The sequence below is a fragment of the Qipengyuania algicola genome, from assembly GCF_042492175.1.
In the GTDB taxonomy this organism is placed as follows: domain Bacteria; phylum Pseudomonadota; class Alphaproteobacteria; order Sphingomonadales; family Sphingomonadaceae; genus CAJXSN01.
The window spans coordinates 1,300,528-1,315,450 of sequence record NZ_CP170453.1; the positions used below are offsets into that span (position 1 = coordinate 1,300,528).

Below are 14,923 nucleotides of genomic sequence, written 5' to 3' on the forward strand. Positions count from 1 at the left end.
TGCCCGCCCGAGCTTATGCGAGGAAGCAAGGGGCGCGGATGCGACCCGCCCGCAGGGCCCAAAACAAACAACTCAAAACACCTGCACCCTCGGCGCGCCCTGTTTGCCAAGCATCAATTCAGTCAGCGCCCAGACCAGAGCATCGGCGCGGTCGGGTGATCGGCCGGGGCCCTCGTAGCTGCCGCCTGTCATCAGGCCGCAGAGTTGGTCTTCGAGCGGTCCGAACAGGCCAGAGTGCTGGACGCGGCCTGCTTCGTATAGCGCCGCGACCGGTTCGGCCCTTGCGGACTTGCCGCGGCTGGCGTGGACCAGTTTGACCGGCAGCGAGATGTCGGCAGCGCGCAACACGCTTTCGACCATCGCGCCGCCCTGATTGGCTTCGGCCACCACGCGGTCGGCACCCCACAGGGATGCGGTGTCGGCCACCGCCCGCGCCCAGCGTTCGGGGCTGGCTTTCTCTACCGTGGCATCGGCGAGGATAGCCGCGTTGCCGCCGGCATCCACGCCAGCGACCACGATACCGCACGCATCGCCGCGCGCCGAGGCCGGGGGATCGACCGCCACCACCAGCCGCACCATGGCAGGCGGAACATCGCTTCGGCACCGCTCCAGCAAAGTGCGGCTCCATAAAGCGCCTTCGACATCGCGCAGCAGCTCCCCTTCCAGCTCCTGCCGCCCGAGGGCGCTGCCGCCAAACTGGCGATAGACCGCCGTCAGGAAATTGGCCGAGAGATTGGCCGCGTTATCCAGCGTGCTTCCGCCGGTAATGGCAATGGCCGCTTCAGCCGTTTGCGCCTCGTCGACCAGACGCTGGACGACTGGCACCGCTCTGGGCGTCGTAGTCACAACCGTTTGCGGCATGTCGCCCAGCCGCAGGCCGAGCTGCAGATTGTCCCAACAGCGCAGCGCGCGATTGCTTGAGTTGTCCCATTTCGCCAGCTCGTCACACCACGCATGGCTGTGCTGCGGCCCGCGCAAGCTTTCCGGTTCAGCGGCAGAGAACAGTTGCGCCTGCGCGCCGCCTGGCCAGCGCAGCCTGCGCAAAGAGGGTTCGAATACCGGCACGCAGCCGGGGCTGGCGACGGCGATCAGGCCGCTATCGCCCTCCACCATCACGGCCCGCGCTTCGCCGAGCGACGCCGCTACCAGTGCAATGCGCGCGGACGGGTGGTTGATGGCGATATTGCTGACCCATTCGGACCCGGCCCGCGTTTTGCCAAAGCCCCGTCCGGCCATCATAAGCCAGGTAGCCCATTTCTGGCTGGGCGGGCGCTGCCCCTCATGGGCGAAATTGCTGAAATCGGAATTGAACCCGTTGCGCTCGTCCTGGTTCAATGTGCGAATGAAGGAGAGCTTTTCCGCAGGTGTTGCTTCGGCATAAAGCTCCCCGCGTGACTTATTGTCCGTCATGGGCCTCCTTCGCTTTTCGTTTGGCGACCTGCTGGCGCAGCTTTTCCACCTTGCGCTCGATGGAGGCGCGCACCTCGGCTGCGGTCACATTCTGCCGCTGCGCATGTTCACGGGCGAAGCTGTCACGGTGGGCGGCGAGAAGGCGCAGTGCATTGGTGATATCCATCGGGCGGGTCGGATCGGGGTCGCGCAGATGGCCCAGCACTTCCATCTCCAGATTGGTGTATCCTTCGAACAAGGCGGCCTGCCAGCTTTGCGCAAAGGCGGGATTTTTGCTGCGCTCGCGGTAAACGGTGGAGACCGGGATATTGGCCTCCTGCGCCGCCTTCGTGATATTCGAGCTGTCGGCCAGCGCGCTCAAAAACGCGTCTTTCCAGCCGCCATTGGCCGGCACTTCGATCAGGTTCTTCTGTGCGTCGCGCGCCGCTTTGGCAGTCAGCTTGCCGTCCAGCGCATCGCGCCATGCGGTGGCAAAGGCGAGGTTCCGATTGCGCTGGGCGTAGATTGTACCGGGCGTCTTCCCGGTGGCAGTCATGGCATCGCTGACGATCCGAGTTTCGACCAGCGTTTCGAGGAAGACCGGGATCCATTTGGGGCCGGGGATCGGGTCACGCATCATATCCTCCCGAAAATTAAGTGTGTGCGGGTGTACGAGCCGGGCGGACACAAGAAAGGGCGGAAAGCCTGTGCGGCTCCGCCCTTGTGTTTCCGCCATCGGGAACGTTGCCCGTTCCGACTCGGTCTATCGCGATGTTCCAGTTGTCTAGGCCAAGAGCGTTACGATGTCAACAGAAAAGAACCAAATAGGTTATTACTAGGGGGGCTCCAACCGCATTGCGCGCACCAGACGCCTCGCCTAGAGGCGCAGCCGAACAATGAGGGCGAGAATCGATGCTGCGCGGTTTGTATAACTGGACAATGGAGAAGGCGGCGCACCCACACGCGGTGTGGTGGCTGGCCTTTTTCTGCTTCATCGAAGCGAGCTTCTTCCCCATTCCGCCGCATCCGCTGCTGGGGCTGATGTGTCTGGCCGAGCCGAAAAAGGCGATCCGCTTCGGTCTGGTTGCGACCTTTGCTTCGGTGCTGGGCGGTCTGTTCGGCTACGGCATCGGTTATTTTCTGTTCGACGCGGTGGGCGTGCCGCTGATGGCGGCGATCGGTCTGGCGGATAGCCTGCCAGCTGCCCGCTGCACCTTCGACGAATACGGTGTGGCCGCGGTAATTATCGCCGCAGCAACGCCGGTGCCGTTCAAGCTACTGACGATCACCGCCGGTTTTCTGGGCATGTCGCTGATACCGTTCATCCTCGCCAGCGTGGCGGGCCGCGCGCTGATCTTCCTGACGGTGGGCATCCTGTTCCGCGCCTTCGGTGCGCCGATTAAACGGATCATCGACAAATATCTCGGCACCGTCACGACTGTCTTCGTCGTGTTGGTCGTCGGAGGCATCCTCGCCATCACCCAGCTGGGCGGGGACGAGGACGAGGCCGACCCCTGCGCTGCCACGCAAAGTCCCGCTGCCGAAAGACTCACCTTGAACGGAGCGGCGCTGTAGGACTCAGCCCATCATCGCATGCATTGCGGCGGGCGCCATGGCGGCCACCAGAAACAGCATCGAGACGAGGCTGAGCGCGGTACCGCCCAGGGTGGTGAGGGCGCTACGGTCGGCGGAAAGTGCGAGGGCAGTCATGGTCGTTTCTCCTGTGAATGTGACAGGAGTTTCGCCGGGTAAGGCGACCAGGTTACACTTGCCCCGTCAGATGATCCCGGTCTTCTTGCCCGCCGCTTCGAACATGCTCAGGATCGTGCCGACTTCTTCGTCGCTATGCTCGGCGCAGAGCGAGCAGCGCAGCAGGGTCATATTGGCAGGGGTAGCCGGCGGCCGCGCCAGATTGACGTAGAGCCCTTCGGTCAGCAGCGCTTCCCACATCGCCGCGCCTTGCACCAGATCGGGCATGATCACCGCGATGATCGCGCTCTCAGGCTCGTCGGTGCCAATGGTGAAACCGAGTTCCTTCAGCCCCTTGTGCAGACGCTTGGAGTTTTCCCACAAATGCGCGCGCTTGTTGTGGCCCTCGACCTGCAGCTTGCGAATGCTCGTCGCGGCAGTGGCGACCACGCTGGGTGGCAGCGATGCGGTGAACACATAGGGCCGGCACACCAGACGCATGATCTCGAATTTCGGGTGGTTGGAAACGCAAAAGCCGCCGACTGTACCGACGCTTTTGGAGAAGGTGCCAATGATGAAATCGACATCCTCCATCACGCCCTGCGCCTCCACGACACCCCGGCCATTTTCGCCGATGAAGCCCATCGAATGCGCCTCGTCGACCAGAACCATCGCGCCGTGCTCTTTAGCGATGCGGACCATTTCCTTCAGCGGGGCAACATCGCCCAGCATCGAGTAGACGCCTTCCAGAATGACCAGTTTCCCCGCCCCCTCGGGAACCCGCTTCAGGCGCTTTTCCATCGCCTCGATATCGTTGTGCTTGAACGGCACTATCTCCGCATCGCCCAGCTTGCACCCGTCATAAATCGACGCATGGCTGTCGATATCGAGGATGATGTAATCGCCCTTGCCCGCAATGGTCGAAATGATGCCGAGATTGGCAAGGTAGCCGGTGGAAAAGACCATCGCATGGTCCATCCCGTAAAAATCCTTCAGCGCGTCTTCGCATTCCTTGTGGCCCTGATAGGTTCCGTTAAGGACGCGGCTGCCAGTCGTGCCGGTGCCATAATCGCGCAGAGCCTGATTTCCCGCCTCGATCACCTGCGGGTCAAACGTCATCCCCATATAGTTATACGTGCCGAGAAGGATGGTGTCGCGCCCATTGCAGATCGCGCGGGTCGGAGAGAGCACCTTCTCCATCACCAGCGCATAGGGGTCCTGCTGTCCGGTGGAGAGCAACCCTTCCCGCATCTGGATCAAAGGATCGAACTTGCTGAACAGGTCGCTCTCGCCGCCCTTCAGGTTCTGCGGCTTTTCCGACTGGGCAATGCCTTCGCTCATCGTGATCAGTCCCGCTGCTTGTGCACGGCGTCGACCAGCTGGCCGTAGGTTTCGATTTCCGCCTGCTGGTTCATTGAGATGATGATGTCGAATTCATCTTCGATCGCGGCGACGAAATCCATCACCGTCAGGCTGTCGAATTCCAGATCGCCCTGAAAGGTCGTCTCTTCCTTGATGTCGACGCCCTTCTTGTTGAACGGCTCGATCTGAGCGCGGATGCGGGTGTCGGTGTCTGCTCGGTCCATGACGGGTCCTTTTTTCGGGCGGGAGATTGCCCTGCCGGTTTAGCGCAGGGCGCTAGCGTGCTTTGGGAAATGGGTAAAGCTGGGCGAATGTCCACGCCATTGACAGCGCCTTACCGTGGATTGCGTACGCCCTAGCCGGTGGGCGATGAAGCGGGGCTGAGCAAACGATCCACCGCCATACGGAACGGACCAATAGAAACGGGCTTGGAAAGATATTCGTTAGCGCCTGCCCCGCGAATCTGTTCCTCGTCGCCCTTCCCGGCATAGGCAGTGACTGCCAAAATGGGCACGTCTTGAAGCGCCGGGTTCTTCCGCAAAGTAAGGATCAGGTCCAGGCCGGAGATGTTCGGCAGCTGGATATCCATGATCACCAGATCGGGCGCGAACTTCAGCGCTGTGCGCAGCACTGCCTCGCCATCGGCGCAGCCTTCCACTTCGTGCCCGCCCGCCCGCAGCACGTCGCAAAACAGCTTCCGGTTGAGATCGTTGTCCTCGACAACGAGGATACGCTTTGCCACTGATCGGCTCCTTCAAAACTTACCGTCCATTACGCGACCGCCAAGGGGTGTGACAATCATGCAAAGCCCGCAAGAACCCGAAGCGCTGGCTCTGGGCGCGCTGGGTTGGCTGCTGACGGACGAAAAACGCGCAGATCGCCTGCTCTCGCTCACCGGCCTGACGCCGGATATTCTGCGGGAACGGCTGACCGACCGGTCGGTTCAGGCTGCAGTACTGGAATTTCTGACCAATTATGAACCCGATCTTCTGGGCGCTGCCGAAGCGCTGGATGTATCGCCGGAAACCCTGATCGACGCCCACCGCAAGCTTGGCGGCGCGATGCACAGCTAATGAGATATCTTCGATGACCTACAATCCGGATGGCCGCCCGCTCATCATTTCCGATTGCGACGAGGTGCTGCTGTTCATGGTGGAGCCGTTCAAGCAATGGCTGGACGAAACACAGGACATTGCCTTCCATCTGGAGGGCAATGATTTTTCCAACGCGCTGCGCGACAAGGCGACTGGCGAGCCGGTGGAGCAGAAAGAAATCTGGCGCCTGCTTAACGGGTTCTTCGATACGGAAATGGGCCGTCAGGAACCGATCCCGGGCGCAGTCGAGGCGCTGACCGCCCTTATGGACCACGCCGATGTGGTGATCTTGACCAATTTGCTCGACGAGCGGCGCGAAACCCGCGCGGCCCAGTTGCAGGCGGTCGGCATCGAGGCGAAAGTCTACACCAATCAGGGTCCCAAAGGCCCCGCGATTGCCGCCATTCTGGAAGAATACAAACCCAGCCACGCCATTTTTATCGACGATCTGGCCCAGCATCACGGTTCAGCGAAAGAAGAGGTGCCGCATGTCACCCGTCTGCATCTGTGCGGCGAGCCCAGCCTTGCCCCGCATATCACTTGCGGCGAAAAGGCAGGCCATGCCCATGCGCGGATCGACAGCTGGGACGAAGCCTTGCCATGGATTATGAGCCGGTTGGAGGAAGCAGCATGAATATCGAAGCCCGCCTTGCCGAACTCGGCATTGTCCTGCCCGAAGCAGCAGCGCCGGTGGCCAGTTATCTGCCCGTCGTGGTGGAAAACGACGTCGCGTATGTGTCCGGCCAGCTGCCGTTTGTCGACGGAGAGCTGGTGACCGGGCGGCTGGGCGAAGATGTGTCGCTCGAACAGGGACAGGCTGCCGCGCGGGCCTGTGGTCTAATGATCCTTGCGCAGCTGAAAACCGCGATGATCCCGCTGGACCGGGTGAAGCGGGTGGTGAAGCTGGGCGGCTTCGTCAGCTCGACTGCCGATTTCACCGACCAGCCCAAGGTCATCAACGGGGCGTCGGATCTGATGTTCGACGTGTTCGGCAATCAGGGCCGCCATGCGCGCGCAGCGGTCGGCGTGCCGGTGCTGCCGCTGGGCGCTGCTGTCGAAGTCGATGCGGTCATTGCCCTCTACGCCGACAAATAGGGCCTTGGCTGGCTCTGCCGACCCGGAACGGACGCGCTGGCTGGGCGAGTGGGCCTATGCTCATCGCGGCTTGCACGGCGTGGGACCGGATGGCGTGTCGCGGGTCGAGAATGCCCCTGCCGCCTTCGCTGCTGCCATTGCTGCGGGAGTGGGTATCGAATGCGATATCCAGCGCAGCGCCGATTCTGTCCCGATGGTGTTCCACGACTGGGATTTCAAACGCCTGATCGGCCGCCCGGACCGGGCCGAGGCGCTCACTGCGGCGGAATGGAAACGCTTGAGCTATCTCGAGCACGAAGATGCGCCGATCACGTTCTCCGACCTGCTCGACATGGTTGTCGGTCAGGTGCCGCTGCTGATCGAGATCAAGTCCAAGGCGGGCTATAATGTAGAGACCACCTGCCTGAAAGTCTGCGATGCGCTGGCAGGATATTCCGGCCATCACGCTGTCATGAGCTTCGATCCCCGTGTCTCGCGCTGGCTGCGCCGCCATTCGCCCCAAACGGTACGCGGGCTGGTGATCCGCGAGGACGAGAAGGGCCATACGCAAAAGGCGTGGCAGCGGCGGCTCGCCCTGTGGACCGCAAAGCCCGATTTTCTGGCCTACCACATCGATGCCTTGCCCAGCGCGTGGGTCGCCGGGCTCCGTGCGCGGGGCATGCCTGTCACCACCTGGACCGTGCAAAGCGAGGACGAACGCGCGCGCGCCAAAGCGCACGCCGATGCGCCCATTTTCGAAGGTGCCGTCCCGCTATGAGCGAGCTGGAGCTGTCAGCCCGCCTGCTGGGTTCGATCAATGATGTCGATGCGCGCGATTGGGATGCCCTCAACACTTCGGACAATCCGTTTGTAAGCCATGCTTTCCTGTCGGCTTGTGAAGATTCCGGTTCGGTCGGTCCGGGTACCGGCTGGCAAGCCGCGCCCATCGTTCTGGAAAGCGATAGCGGCGCTCTGCTCGGCGCGATGCCGGCCTTCCTGAAGGGCCATAGCCAGGGCGAATATGTCTTCGATCACAGCTGGGCCGATGCTTATGAGCGGGCCGGGGGAAGCTATTACCCCAAGCTGCAAATCGCCGCGCCGTTCACGCCCGCCACCGGCCCGCGCCTGCTGCTGGCCGATGATGCTTTGGCCCCGGCGCTGCTGAGCGCGGCGGCGCAGATTTGCGCCCAGAACAGCCTCTCCAGCGCCCACGCGACTTTTATCGAGCCGGAACAATTGCCGCTGTTCGAGGATAATGGCTGGCTACTGCGCAGCGATATCCAGTTCCACTGGCACAACCGGGACTATGACAATTTCGATGGCTTTCTGGCCGATCTGGCGAGCCGCAAGCGCAAGGATTTGCGTAAAGAGCGGGCAAAGGCGCAAGCGGCAGTAGAAATCCGGCACCTGTCAGGCAGCGATATCACCGAGGCCGACTGGGACGCGTTCTGGGTGTTTTATCAAGACACAGGCGCGCGCAAATGGGGTACGCCCTATCTGACGCGCGAAGCCTTCACGCTGATGAGCGAGCGGATGCCGGACAAGCTGCTCCTGATCATGGGATACCGCGACGGCGTGCCGATTGCAGGCGCGCTCAACGTCATCGGGCGCGATGCGCTGTATGGCCGGTATTGGGGGTGCACGGAAACGGTCCCGTTCCTGCATTTCGAGATTTGCTATTATCAGGCCATCGACGCGGCGATAGCGCGCGGTCTGGCGCGCGTGGAAGCGGGCGCGCAGGGCGGGCACAAGCTGGCCCGGGGATATGCTCCGGTGGAGACCTGGTCGGCCCACTGGATGGTCGATGCCGGCTTCCGCGAGGCGGTGGCCGATTTTCTGGAGCGCGAGCGGCAAGGCGTCGCGACCGACAAGATATATTTGAACCGCAGGACGCCCTTCAGGAAAGGCGACTGACGAGGGTTCAGGCGGCTCGGCGTTCGGCGCTCAGCCATTCGCGGGCCTGACGCTGGGCCTCGGCAATTTCGCGGGCGGTCATTTCTTCTGCGATATCCGCGCGGCACCAGCCGGCTTCTTCGTGGCCTTTGGATGCGGCCAGATTGAACCACTTGTGCGCTTCAACCAGATCGCAAGGGCAATCATGGCTGCCGGTCGAATACATCACGCCCAGATTATACAATGCGGCGAGATCGCCAGCTGCTGCTTCGGCCAGACTGCGCGCGACGGCCAGATTTGGCGCGTTCTCGGAAGTGGCGTTTTGAGCGCTTTCGATTGTGGTAAATTGCATGTCCCGAATTCCCTGTTGTTGTGGCGGACTTTCTAGCGTGTCCGGCCAGCAGGGTTCTTACCGATCATAGTCAACAAATGGTTAACGGTGTAAAACGATGTAACGTTCTCGCCCCGCTTTCCAGCCAGGAATTTGGTCTCTTTCTGCATCCGTTCGGCAACGCTTAATCCGTGATTTGCAAGGGGGCGCACAAATGGAACAAACGCCGCTTGCGGGACATTGGGGCCATACGTATAGGGCGCGCATCGAAGGCTGCCGGACAGAGCCGGAATACCGGACGGCAGCTTTACGAACGGGTCTCGCGCGCAAGGGGTTTATTTCGAGAGGACGCCATGGCTGCATCTGCGCCTAAAGAAAGCGATATCCTGGAAGAGGCCAAGCGTTCGCTTGATGCCGTTTACGTTCCGTCGGACGACGAACCCTATATGAACGCGAAGCAGCAGGCCTATTTCAAGGAGCTGCTGCTGCAGTGGAAACGCTCCATTCAGGACGCGGCCGGGGCCACCCTGCAATCATTGCAAGACGGGCCGATCCGCGAACCCGATCCCAATGACCGCGCCTCCAGCGAGAGCGATTGGGGACTTGAGCTGCGCACCCGGGACCGCCAGCGTAAGCTGATCGGCAAGATCGATGCGGCCCTGCGCCGGATCGAAGAGGGCGAATACGGCTATTGCGACAAGACTGGCGAACCCATTGGTCTGCGCCGCCTTATCGCCCGTCCGGTCGCGACCATGACGGTCGAGGCGCAGGAAGCGCATGAACGCCGCGAGAAGATCTCCCGCGACGATTGAGGCTCGAAGGATTGAGCGAAAATCGTGGCATTTCAAAGGCTGTTAACGGCGCCCAATCCACCGGAATCGGCGGGTTTTCATTCTTAAACCTTCGTTAGGCTTTGCCGATGTAAAACGCTTGCTCACAGGTTGAACCTGCCTGGGCCGAGTGCGCCGGGCGAATGCAAGGAGCGCGTCTTAACGATGTCCGGTGTTGATACCCGTCATATTGCACGCGACAGCCTGTTCCTGATGGCCGAAGTCCGGATTGAGGGCGAGAGTTCGCCGTTCCGTGTGAAAGTGCGCAATCTGTCGAACGGCGGCATGATGGCCGAATGCGACCGGACCGGGCAAACGCCTGTGCAAGGCGGCACCAAGCTGTCCGTCAATCTGCGCAATATCGGCCAGGTAGAAGGCACGGTCGCATGGGTTCAGGAAAACCGCTTCGGCATCGCCTTTGCCCGCGAGATCGACGCGGCCGAGGCGCGTGCCAAACCGAACAATGCGAACGACAGCGACACACCGCGCTATGTTCGCCCCTCCAGCCTGCACCCTTCTGCGGCGGGCAATGGCAACTCCCTGCGGAAAATCTGAACCTGACGCGGGCCTGCCGGGGTGCTAACCCGGCTCCATGACACACAAGCGCTTTCTGGCAATAATTGGCATAGTGGCCGGCTCAGCTGCGCTTGCCGCTTGCTCTGAAAGCACCGGCGCACTGGTCGATATCGCGGTGGTCGAGACGACCGAGACTTTGTCGGTCGACGGAATGCGCTTGTCTTACGGCCAGCAATTGGTGCGCGGAGCGAGCTCCGAGGGGCTCGTCACGCTCGATGCCAATGGCGACACGGTGCCGGCTCTCGCCGAGCGCTGGATCGTTACCGACGATGGCCGCAGTTTCATCTTTCGCCTGCGTGAGGCAAACTGGAGCGATGGCAGCGCAGTCGATGCGCAGAGTGTGCGGGCCGAAATGCTGCGCCAGATCACTGCACTGGAAGGCACCTCGCTTGGCCTCGATCTGGCGATGATCGACGATATCCGGGCGATGACCGACCGGGTGATCGAGATTCGTCTAAGCCGGGCTATGCCATCATTCCTGCAATTGCTCTCCCAGCCGGAGTTCGGACTGCGCCGGGGCGATGCGGGCACTGGGCCGATGCGCGCATCCTCCGGCGACGACGGCGTGTTGCTGACCCCGATGCTCCCTGAAGAACGGGGCCTGCCCGGAGAGCGTGATTTCGCGGAGCGTTCGCGCCCGCTGCGGCTGGTGGCGCTGGCCGCGCCGCAGGCGGTCGAAGCGTTTAATGAAGGGGATGCCGATCTGGTCGTCGGCGGGACATTGGCCAGCCTGCCGCTCGCCGAAACGGGCCCGCTATCGCGCGGCAATTTGCGGCTCGACAGCGCACTGGGTCTTTTCGGTCTGCAAGTCACCAATCCACGCGGATTTCTGGAAACGCCCGAGCGGCGCGAGGCGCTGGCCATGGCCATCGACCGGTCGACGCTGCTCGATCCCTTCAACCTTACCGACTGGCCGTCCACCACGCGTATCGTTCCGGTGACCATGCTGGCGGAAAGTGTCGGCGGTGACGTGGAGAATGTCCGGGAAGAACGCTGGGCCGGGCTGGAGCTGGAAACCCGCCGGTCGCGCGCCGCCCGCCGGGTTGCGGAATGGCAAGCCTCGTCCGGCAGCGAGGCGAGCGTCGCGATTTTCCTTCCTGCCGGTCCCGGCTCCGATCGGCTGTTTAATCGGCTGGCGGCTGATTTTGCCACCATCGGCGTTGCCTCCACCCGCGCACCCGAGAGGGCGGAGGCCGATCTGGTGCTGGTCGACCGGCTGGCCCGCTATGCCGCGCCGCGATGGTTCCTGAACCAGTTCCACTGCGCCATCCAGCGCGCTGTGTGCGTGGAGGAAGCCGATACGCTGTCCAGTGAAGCGCTCGGCAGCGAGGAAACACCGCAAAATCCTTCGCTGTTGGTCCGGGCGGATGCGCTGCTCATCGAAACAAACCACTACATCCCGCTGGGCGCGCCGGTGCGCTGGTCCCTGGTTCGCGGGGGTTTGAACGGGTTCAACGAGAACCGCTGGGCCAGCCATCCCTTGTTGCCGCTCGCTGTCGACCCCATATTCTAGGGCAGGAGATGCCGATGGACCGCCCAGAAATGAATGGCACACGCGACACGGTGCGCCCCGAAGCCATGGGGCTCGATCTGCCGACAGGCAATGACCCGGCCTCTATCCGCCGCCGGATCGAGGCGATGGAGCAGGTGCTCGAACGCAGCTTCCGCATTCCTGGCGTCAATTATCCGGTCGGGCTGGATTCGATAATCGGGCTGGTCCCGGTGGTGGGTGATTTCATCACTGCGGCGATGGGCGCCTATATCGTGTGGGAGGCCCGCAATCTGGGTCTGCCCAAGTGGAAGCTGTGGCGCATGGGCGGGAACATTGCATTCGACAGCTTGCTGGGCGCGGTGCCGTTGGCGGGCGATGCGTTCGATCTGGTGTTCCGTTCCAACACGCGAAACCTGCGCATCATCAAGAAGCATCTCGACACCCATCATCCGGCGCAGCGCACGATAGATGGCTGACCTTGCGCGCTGCCTGCGCTAGGCAGTCGCCATGCCCAACGACGTATCCTACGCTAGCTACCTCGATCTCGACCGCATCCTGTCGGCCCAGCACCCGGCCTCCGATGCGCATGACGAGATGCTGTTCATCATCGTCCATCAGGCCAGCGAGCTGTGGCTGAAACTGTGCCTGCACGAGCTGGAGCTGGCGCGCGAGCATATCGCGAAGGATGATTTGCGGCCCGCCTTCAAGATGCTGTCCCGTGTCGCCCGGGCGCAAGGGCAGTTGATCCAGAGCTGGGACGTGCTGAGCACGATGACCCCGCATGACTATTCGACCGTGCGCCCGCATCTGGGCAATTCCAGCGGCTTCCAGAGCGCGCAGTACCGGATGATGGAATTCCTCCTCGGCGGGCGAAAAATCGACATGGTGAAGCTGCACCAGTTCACGCCCGATGTGGCGGCGCGGCTGGAGGCGGAACTGGCGCGGCCGAGCATTTACGCGGTGGCGGTGAAGCTGCTTGCGGATCGGGGTTTTGATATTCCTGCCGAGGTTCTGGCGCGCCCGCTGGATGCCACGTGGGAGCGCAGCGAGGCCGTGGAGGCGGCCTGGGCGGAGATCTACCGCAATCCCGACCAGCATTGGGACCTCTATGAATTGGCCGAAAAGCTGGTCGATCTGGAATATCATTTCCAGCGCTGGCGGTTCGGGCATTTGAAGACGGTCGAGCGGATTATCGGCTTCAAGACCGGCACTGGCGGCACCCCCGGCGTGCCCTATCTGGCCGGCGTACTGAAGAAGGCGTTCTTCCCTGAATTGCTGAGTGTCAGGACGGCGCTATGAGCCGGCGCATCTGGGACATCTCGCAGGTTCTCCGCCCCGGCTTGCCCGTGTGGCCGGGCGATACGGACTTCGCGTTCGACCGGACATGGCGGATGGACGAAGGCTCGCCGGTCAATGTCGGCAAGATGGCGATGAGCACGCATTCGGGCACCCACGCCGATGCTCCGCTGCATTACGACGCGGACGGGCTGGATGCAGCCAGCATGGATTTGGCTCCGTTTATCGGGACCTGTCTGGTGGTTGATGCGCGCGGTGTCTCGGGCGAGATCGACGTCGCCGACCTGCCGCATATCGAAAGCGCTGACCGCGTGCTGTTCCGCCAGTGGGATGCTTTCCCGCATGACGAATGGCGCAGCGACTGGCTGCCAATAGCGCCGGAAACGGTGGAGTGGCTGGCGCTGCAAGGCGTGAAGCTAGTTGGTACCGATGCGCCCAGCGTGGACCCTCAGGACAGCAAGACGATGGACGCGCACCGGATGGTCGCGAAGCACGATATGCGCATATTGGAGGGGCTGGTTCTCGATGATGTGCCGGAGGGGCGATACGAGCTGATTGCCCTGCCGCTGAAGGTCGGCGGCGGCGATGCCGGGCTGTGCCGTGCGATCTTGAGGGAACTGCCATGACTATGCTGGAACGCGCGCGCGAACTGGATACGGCGGACCCGCTCGCGGACTATCGCGACCGGTTCGATCTGCCCGAGGGCGTGATTTATCTCGACGGCAATTCGCTGGGCGCTCTGCCGAAGACGACGCCCGACCGGCTGGCTCAGGTGATAGGCGAGGAATGGGGCCACGACCTCATCAAGAGTTGGAACACCGCAGACTGGATTTCGCTGCCCCAGCGTGTTGGCGGAAAGATTGCACCGCTGATCGGTGCGCAATCACATGAGGTGATTGTTGCCGACAGCGTCTCGGTTAACCTGTTCAAGCTGATTTCGGCGGCTTTGGCGATGAATCCGGGTCGGAAGGTGATTCTGAGCGAACCGGGCAATTTCCCGACCGATCTGTATATGATTCAGGGGCTGGAGAAGCAGGGCCTCGCCACGCAGCGATTGGCGGCACGCGATGCGCTTGTCGATGCGCTGGACGAGGACGTGGCGCTGCTGCTGCTGACCCACGTGCATTACAAGACCGGCGAGAAACACGATATGGCCTCGCTGACCAAAGCCGCGCATGAGGCGGGCGCGCTGGTGCTGTGGGATCTCTCGCATACCGGCGGCGCGATGCCTGTGGAGCTGAACGAATGCGCCGCCGATTTCGCGGTCGGATGCGGGTATAAATATCTGAATGGCGGCCCCGGTGCACCGGCCTATGCGTTTGTGGCCGAGCGGCATCACGAGGCGCTGGAGCAGCCCCTCAGCGGCTGGATGGGGCACGCGCAGCCCTTCGCCTTTGACGATGATTACCAGCCTGCCCCCGGTGTCGACCGCCTGCTCTGCGGCACCGCCCCGATCCTGAGCGTCGCGGCGCTGGAGGAAGGCGTGGACCTCGTTGCCGAAATCGGCGTCGACCGGTTGTGGGAGAAAAGCCGGGCGCTTTCCGAATTCTTCCGCGAGTGCCTGTCCGAAGCAGGCGTGAAGCTCGACCTCGTTAGCCCGGAAGATGCATACCATCGCGGCAGCCAGCTAAGCTTCCGCCACGAGGATGCCTACGCCCTGTGTCAGGCCCTGATCGCCCGCGGCGTGATCGGAGACTTCCGCGCGCCCGACGTCCTGCGCCTAGGCTTCGCGCCCGCTTACTTGCGCTTCGAAGACATGGCCGAAACAGCGCGGCATCTGGCCGAAGTGCTGGAGAGCGGGGAGTGGCGGCAAGCCGAGTTCAGCGAACGAGCAGCGGTGACGTGACGTAGCTCCATGGATTGCCGCGCTTCGCTCGCAATGACGAGAAAACTTCAA

The 14,923-nt window shown here is 62.4% G+C and carries 20 protein-coding genes; 13 read left to right on the forward strand and 7 right to left on the reverse strand.

Annotated elements, in window-relative coordinates; translation table 11 throughout:
* Nucleotides 1–72: 72 nt before the first annotated feature.
* Both ACFCW2_RS06285 and ACFCW2_RS06290 read right to left on the reverse strand, forming a co-directional pair.
* Entirely contained in the window at nt 73–1,410 is a 1,338-nt protein-coding gene (locus ACFCW2_RS06285; protein WP_379548774.1) for a DNA-packaging protein, read from the reverse strand.
* Nucleotides 1,397–2,029 carry a hypothetical protein gene (locus tag ACFCW2_RS06290; RefSeq protein ID WP_379548775.1) on the reverse strand — a complete coding sequence of 211 codons (633 nt, stop codon included), beginning with the start codon at nt 2,027–2,029 and terminating at the stop codon, nt 1,397–1,399. The genes ACFCW2_RS06285 and ACFCW2_RS06290 overlap by 14 nt, the downstream gene beginning before the upstream one ends.
* 272 nt (nt 2,030–2,301) lie before the next feature.
* Between ACFCW2_RS06290 and ACFCW2_RS06295 the strand changes: the two genes are divergently transcribed.
* Complete coding sequence (locus ACFCW2_RS06295; protein WP_379548776.1) at nt 2,302–2,964, forward strand: YqaA family protein; 663 nt, start codon at nt 2,302–2,304, stop codon at nt 2,962–2,964.
* 3 nt (nt 2,965–2,967) lie between these two features.
* Here ACFCW2_RS06295 and ACFCW2_RS06300 read toward each other — a convergent pair whose 3' ends face one another.
* The 4 genes from ACFCW2_RS06300 to ACFCW2_RS06315 all read right to left on the reverse strand — a co-directional run bounded on the left by ACFCW2_RS06300 (nt 2,968) and on the right by ACFCW2_RS06315 (nt 5,182).
* Nucleotides 2,968–3,099 carry a hypothetical protein gene (locus ACFCW2_RS06300; protein ID WP_379548777.1) on the reverse strand — a complete coding sequence of 44 codons (132 nt, stop codon included), beginning with the start codon at nt 3,097–3,099 and terminating at the stop codon, nt 2,968–2,970.
* Between the two features lie 66 nt (nt 3,100–3,165).
* On the reverse strand, nt 3,166–4,419 hold the full coding sequence (gene spt, locus ACFCW2_RS06305; RefSeq protein WP_379548778.1) for a serine palmitoyltransferase: 1,254 nt from the start codon (nt 4,417–4,419) through the stop codon (nt 3,166–3,168).
* A gap of 5 nt (nt 4,420–4,424) precedes the next feature.
* Nucleotides 4,425–4,664, reverse strand: coding sequence for an acyl carrier protein (locus ACFCW2_RS06310; protein ID WP_379548779.1), 240 nt, complete (start codon nt 4,662–4,664; stop codon nt 4,425–4,427).
* Nucleotides 4,665–4,795: 131 nt separating this feature from the next.
* Complete coding sequence (locus ACFCW2_RS06315; RefSeq protein ID WP_379548780.1) at nt 4,796–5,182, reverse strand: response regulator; 387 nt, start codon at nt 5,180–5,182, stop codon at nt 4,796–4,798.
* Between the two features lie 58 nt (nt 5,183–5,240).
* Between ACFCW2_RS06315 and ACFCW2_RS06320 the strand changes: the two genes are divergently transcribed.
* Genes ACFCW2_RS06320 through ACFCW2_RS06340 form a run of 5 tightly spaced genes read left to right on the forward strand, consistent with a single transcriptional unit; the run spans nt 5,241 to nt 8,522 of the window.
* Complete coding sequence (locus tag ACFCW2_RS06320) at nt 5,241–5,513, forward strand: DUF3572 family protein (protein WP_379548781.1); 273 nt, start codon at nt 5,241–5,243, stop codon at nt 5,511–5,513.
* A gap of 13 nt (nt 5,514–5,526) precedes the next feature.
* Nucleotides 5,527–6,168, forward strand: a complete 642-nt coding sequence (locus ACFCW2_RS06325; protein ID WP_379548782.1) for an HAD family hydrolase — start codon at nt 5,527–5,529, stop codon at nt 6,166–6,168.
* Complete coding sequence (locus tag ACFCW2_RS06330; protein WP_379548783.1) at nt 6,165–6,629, forward strand: RidA family protein; 465 nt, start codon at nt 6,165–6,167, stop codon at nt 6,627–6,629. Before ACFCW2_RS06325 ends, ACFCW2_RS06330 begins: the two co-directional genes overlap by 4 nt.
* 4 nt (nt 6,630–6,633) lie before the next feature.
* Nucleotides 6,634–7,386, forward strand: coding sequence for a glycerophosphodiester phosphodiesterase family protein (locus tag ACFCW2_RS06335; RefSeq protein ID WP_379548784.1), 753 nt, complete (start codon nt 6,634–6,636; stop codon nt 7,384–7,386).
* A complete protein-coding gene (locus ACFCW2_RS06340; RefSeq protein ID WP_379548785.1) occupies nt 7,383–8,522 on the forward strand; it encodes a GNAT family N-acetyltransferase in 1,140 nt (379 codons plus the stop codon). The genes ACFCW2_RS06335 and ACFCW2_RS06340 overlap by 4 nt, the downstream gene beginning before the upstream one ends.
* A 7-nt stretch (nt 8,523–8,529) precedes the next feature.
* Here the strand turns inward: ACFCW2_RS06340 and ACFCW2_RS06345 are convergent, their stop codons facing one another.
* Nucleotides 8,530–8,853 carry an SEL1-like repeat protein gene (locus tag ACFCW2_RS06345; RefSeq protein ID WP_379548786.1) on the reverse strand — a complete coding sequence of 108 codons (324 nt, stop codon included), beginning with the start codon at nt 8,851–8,853 and terminating at the stop codon, nt 8,530–8,532.
* Between the two features lie 332 nt (nt 8,854–9,185).
* Here ACFCW2_RS06345 and dksA point away from each other — a divergent pair, with 332 nt between their 5' ends.
* The 7 genes from dksA to kynU all read left to right on the forward strand — a co-directional run bounded on the left by dksA (nt 9,186) and on the right by kynU (nt 14,872).
* A complete protein-coding gene (dksA, locus tag ACFCW2_RS06350) occupies nt 9,186–9,644 on the forward strand; it encodes an RNA polymerase-binding protein DksA (protein WP_379548787.1) in 459 nt (152 codons plus the stop codon).
* Between the two features lie 183 nt (nt 9,645–9,827).
* On the forward strand, nt 9,828–10,217 hold the full coding sequence (locus ACFCW2_RS06355; RefSeq protein ID WP_379548788.1) for a PilZ domain-containing protein: 390 nt from the start codon (nt 9,828–9,830) through the stop codon (nt 10,215–10,217).
* A gap of 73 nt (nt 10,218–10,290) precedes the next feature.
* Nucleotides 10,291–11,751: an ABC transporter substrate-binding protein gene (locus tag ACFCW2_RS06360; RefSeq protein WP_379548789.1), complete on the forward strand. Its 1,461-nt coding sequence runs from the start codon at nt 10,291–10,293 to the stop codon at nt 11,749–11,751.
* An 8-nt stretch (nt 11,752–11,759) separates the two neighbouring features.
* Entirely contained in the window at nt 11,760–12,206 is a 447-nt protein-coding gene (locus ACFCW2_RS06365) for a DUF4112 domain-containing protein (protein WP_379548790.1), read from the forward strand.
* Nucleotides 12,207–12,237: 31 nt separating this feature from the next.
* Nucleotides 12,238–13,029 (forward strand): tryptophan 2,3-dioxygenase, encoded by a 792-nt coding sequence (locus ACFCW2_RS06370; protein ID WP_379548791.1) that lies wholly within the window; start codon nt 12,238–12,240, stop codon nt 13,027–13,029.
* Complete coding sequence (gene kynB / locus ACFCW2_RS06375; RefSeq protein WP_379548792.1) at nt 13,026–13,652, forward strand: arylformamidase; 627 nt, start codon at nt 13,026–13,028, stop codon at nt 13,650–13,652. The genes ACFCW2_RS06370 and kynB overlap by 4 nt, the downstream gene beginning before the upstream one ends.
* Before the next feature lie 2 nt (nt 13,653–13,654).
* Nucleotides 13,655–14,872 (forward strand): kynureninase, encoded by a 1,218-nt coding sequence (kynU, locus tag ACFCW2_RS06380; protein WP_379548936.1) that lies wholly within the window; start codon nt 13,655–13,657, stop codon nt 14,870–14,872.
* The last annotated feature ends 51 nt before the right edge of the window (nt 14,873–14,923 follow it).

What these genes read in the sequence shown, in the direction of transcription:
- ACFCW2_RS06325 (WP_379548782.1), top strand. Translation starts at nt 5,527, where the DNA reads ATGACCTACAATCCGGATGGCCGCCCGCTCATCATTTCCGATTGCGAC.
- ACFCW2_RS06300 (WP_379548777.1), bottom strand. Translation starts at nt 3,099, where the DNA reads ATGACTGCCCTCGCACTTTCCGCCGACCGTAGCGCCCTCACCACCCTG.
- ACFCW2_RS06285 (WP_379548774.1), bottom strand. Translation starts at nt 1,410, where the DNA reads ATGACGGACAATAAGTCACGCGGGGAGCTTTATGCCGAAGCAACACCT.
- ACFCW2_RS06355 (WP_379548788.1), top strand. Translation starts at nt 9,828, where the DNA reads ATGTCCGGTGTTGATACCCGTCATATTGCACGCGACAGCCTGTTCCTG.
- ACFCW2_RS06320 (WP_379548781.1), top strand. Translation starts at nt 5,241, where the DNA reads ATGCAAAGCCCGCAAGAACCCGAAGCGCTGGCTCTGGGCGCGCTGGGT.
- kynB (WP_379548792.1), top strand. Translation starts at nt 13,026, where the DNA reads ATGAGCCGGCGCATCTGGGACATCTCGCAGGTTCTCCGCCCCGGCTTG.
- ACFCW2_RS06340 (WP_379548785.1), top strand. Translation starts at nt 7,383, where the DNA reads ATGAGCGAGCTGGAGCTGTCAGCCCGCCTGCTGGGTTCGATCAATGAT.
- dksA (WP_379548787.1), top strand. Translation starts at nt 9,186, where the DNA reads ATGGCTGCATCTGCGCCTAAAGAAAGCGATATCCTGGAAGAGGCCAAG.
- ACFCW2_RS06365 (WP_379548790.1), top strand. Translation starts at nt 11,760, where the DNA reads ATGCCGATGGACCGCCCAGAAATGAATGGCACACGCGACACGGTGCGC.
- ACFCW2_RS06330 (WP_379548783.1), top strand. Translation starts at nt 6,165, where the DNA reads ATGAATATCGAAGCCCGCCTTGCCGAACTCGGCATTGTCCTGCCCGAA.
- ACFCW2_RS06370 (WP_379548791.1), top strand. Translation starts at nt 12,238, where the DNA reads ATGCCCAACGACGTATCCTACGCTAGCTACCTCGATCTCGACCGCATC.
- ACFCW2_RS06345 (WP_379548786.1), bottom strand. Translation starts at nt 8,853, where the DNA reads ATGCAATTTACCACAATCGAAAGCGCTCAAAACGCCACTTCCGAGAAC.
- ACFCW2_RS06295 (WP_379548776.1), top strand. Translation starts at nt 2,302, where the DNA reads ATGCTGCGCGGTTTGTATAACTGGACAATGGAGAAGGCGGCGCACCCA.
- spt (WP_379548778.1), bottom strand. Translation starts at nt 4,419, where the DNA reads ATGAGCGAAGGCATTGCCCAGTCGGAAAAGCCGCAGAACCTGAAGGGC.
- kynU (WP_379548936.1), top strand. Translation starts at nt 13,655, where the DNA reads ATGCTGGAACGCGCGCGCGAACTGGATACGGCGGACCCGCTCGCGGAC.
- ACFCW2_RS06310 (WP_379548779.1), bottom strand. Translation starts at nt 4,664, where the DNA reads ATGGACCGAGCAGACACCGACACCCGCATCCGCGCTCAGATCGAGCCG.
- ACFCW2_RS06290 (WP_379548775.1), bottom strand. Translation starts at nt 2,029, where the DNA reads ATGATGCGTGACCCGATCCCCGGCCCCAAATGGATCCCGGTCTTCCTC.